Origin of the sequence: Acidovorax sp. HMWF018 (genome assembly GCF_003061035.1) — a bacterium.
GTDB lineage: Bacteria > Pseudomonadota > Gammaproteobacteria > Burkholderiales > Burkholderiaceae_C > Acidovorax > Acidovorax delafieldii.
Map to the genome: position 1 here is coordinate 1 of NZ_QAIM01000288.1, position 2,504 is coordinate 2,504.

Genomic DNA, 2,504 nt, shown 5'->3' on the forward strand with positions numbered 1-2,504 from the left:
GCGCAGCAGAGGCCTGCGGGGCAGCGGCGGGAGCACCCACACCCGACGCCGAAGAGGCTGCAGCAGACGCCGCCGACGCTGGAGCCGCTGCGCCGCTCGCGCCCATCTGCGCTCGCCGCTCGCGCAAGAAGGCGCGACGCTCTTCGGGGCTCATCTTCTGCAGCTTTTCACGCACATCGGGGGGCAGCGATGCGATAAACGCACGGCGCTGCGCGGCCTGGTCCTGGGCTGCCTGGTCGGCACGGGTGACGGCACCGGCATCGATGACGGCGACCTTGGCGCCTTCGCGCAGGCGGTCGATGCCGTCCGTGACCACCTGCTCGCCCTCGCGCAGCTCGCCTTCGACGCTCACCCGGTCGCCGTCGGTAACGCCCACGCGGATGCGGCGCTGGGTCACGGTGCTGTCTTCCTGCACCAGGTAGACATAGTTGTTCTGCACGGCCGTGGCCGGCACAGTCAGCACGCCTTGGAGCAGGTTGACCTGCAGGCGCACGTTGACGAACTGGTTGGGGTACAGGGCGCCGTCTTCATTCGCAAAAGCGGCCTTGACCTTGATGGTGCCGGTGGCGCTGTCGATGGCGTTGTCCAGCGCCACCACACGGCCCTTGGCCAGCTGGCGGCGGCTGTCGCGGTCCCACAGCTCCACGCTCAGCTCTTCGCCTGCGGCCATGCGGCGACGCATCTGGGGCAGGTGCGCCTCGGGCACGGAGAACGCTGCATCGATGGGCCGCACCTGGTTGATGGTGACGATGCCGTTCGCGTCGCTCGGCCCCACCACGTTGCCCCGGTCCGCCTGGCGCAAGCCCAGCCGGCCGGCAAATGGTGCGGTGACCTGGGTGTAGCTCAGCTGCAGGCGCGCGGCGTCCACCTGTGCCTGGTCCGAGGCCACGGTGCCTTCCAGCTGCCGCACCAGTGCGGCCTGGGTGTCTACCTGCTGGCTGGCGATGGAGTCGCGCGCCAGCAGGTCCTGATAACGCTTGAGGTCAAGCTGAGCATTCTTGAGCAGCGCCTGGTCACGCTGCAGCGTGCCCTGCGCCTGCGACAGCGCGGCCTGGTAGCTGCGCGCATCGATCTCGGCCAGCACCTGGCCTGCACGCACCTCGTCACCTTCCTTGAAGCGCACCGACGTCAGCTCGCCGCCCACCTTGGCGCGCACCACGGCGGTGGCGCGGGCGCTCATGGTGCCGATGGCGCTCACCACCACCCGCACATCACCCCGCTGTACGGAGCCTACCGACACGGGCTGTACGTTGCCGCCGCCAAAGCGCCCGGGCCCACTGCCGGGCTTGCGCGCCGCGTTGGGCCCCGTGGCGGCACCGCCAGCGCTGGCCGCGGCCGATGCATCCTGGCGCTGCTTCCACCACCGGGCACCACCTCCCACCGCAGCCAGCGCCACGGAGGCCAGTAACAACGCGGAGATCCAGCGCAGCTTGCCGGACTGCAATCTTGCGGGCCTCTGTGGACGGGTCAACGAACGGTTCAGGGGCATGGTGGGGCGCAACGAGGAATGAGCAAACGGGTATGGTAGCCAGCGCACCCCCCGGGGCTGCCGCCCGGCGGGTACCCTTTACCGGGGATTTACGCGCGCTTTGGGCGGGGTTTACCGATGTATCGGCTCAGCCCCGCCAGGGGGCAGCAATCAGCGGTTGGTGGCCAACAGAAGGCCGCCAGCACCCATGAAGAAACCGCCGGTGGCCTTGTTCAGGCGGGCCACACCGCGCGAGGTGCGGATGAAGCGGCGGATCTGGCGCCCGGAGCTGGCGTAAACGGCCGTCGAGACGAATTCGCTGCCCAGATAGATGGAGCCCAGCACCAGAAACTGGCGCGCTGCAGGCTGCGCGGGGTCGATGAACTGCGGAAAGATCGCCGCGAACAGGATGATCGCCTTGGGGTTGGTGATGCCCAGCAAAAATTCCTGCGCAATGAGAGCACGCAGATGGAACTGGGCCTGTTGACCCGATGCCTGGCCACTGCCAGGTGCATCCTCCAGCGCCAGGCCGCTGAACTCGCGGCTGTGCCAGGCTTTCCAGCCCAGCCAGAACAGGTAGGCAGCACCCACCCACTTTACCGCCGTGAACGCCGCTTCGGACGCCAGCAGCATCGCCCCCAGCCCCACCGCAGACACCGTCAGAAAGATCGCGAACGCCGCTGCCCGGCCCACCGTGGCGATCATCGCGGGGCCCACGCCTGCGCGGATGCCGTTGTTGAGGCCACAGAAGTTGTTGGGCCCCGGGGTGAGCGAGATGGCGATGGCAACCGGAACAAATAGCAGCGCATCCATGGGACAGTCCTTGCAGGGTGAGGCGTGTGTGAGGGGGAACGGTCAGCACCGCAGTCTACGGCAGACCCTGCCTACACGGCCGACCCCAGGGCACATGCCCCCAAGGCGCCCTCTACCACCTCACAACGCCTTAGGGCAACGCTGATTAAGGTCCACCATTGAGAGGGGTCAAACGTTATCCGCAGATGAAGCAGCAGACCTTGGCAATGGCCGCAGATCAAGA

The 2,504-nt window shown here is 67.8% G+C and carries 2 protein-coding genes; both read right to left on the reverse strand.

Annotation, left to right across the window (positions count from 1 at the left end):
• A partial coding sequence (locus DBR23_RS10755; protein WP_108498238.1) for an efflux RND transporter periplasmic adaptor subunit occupies positions 1-1,489 on the reverse strand: 1,489 nt, incomplete at its 3' end.
• Between the two features lie 150 nt (positions 1,490-1,639).
• A complete protein-coding gene (locus DBR23_RS10760) occupies positions 1,640-2,281 on the reverse strand; it encodes a LysE family translocator (RefSeq protein ID WP_108498237.1) in 642 nt (213 codons plus the stop codon).
• Between the last annotated feature and the right edge of the window lie 223 nt (positions 2,282-2,504).

Coding starts and splice junctions, on each gene's coding strand:
- DBR23_RS10760 (WP_108498237.1), bottom strand. CDS start 2,281: ATGGATGCGCTGCTATTTGTTCCGGTTGCCATCGCCATCTCGCTCACC.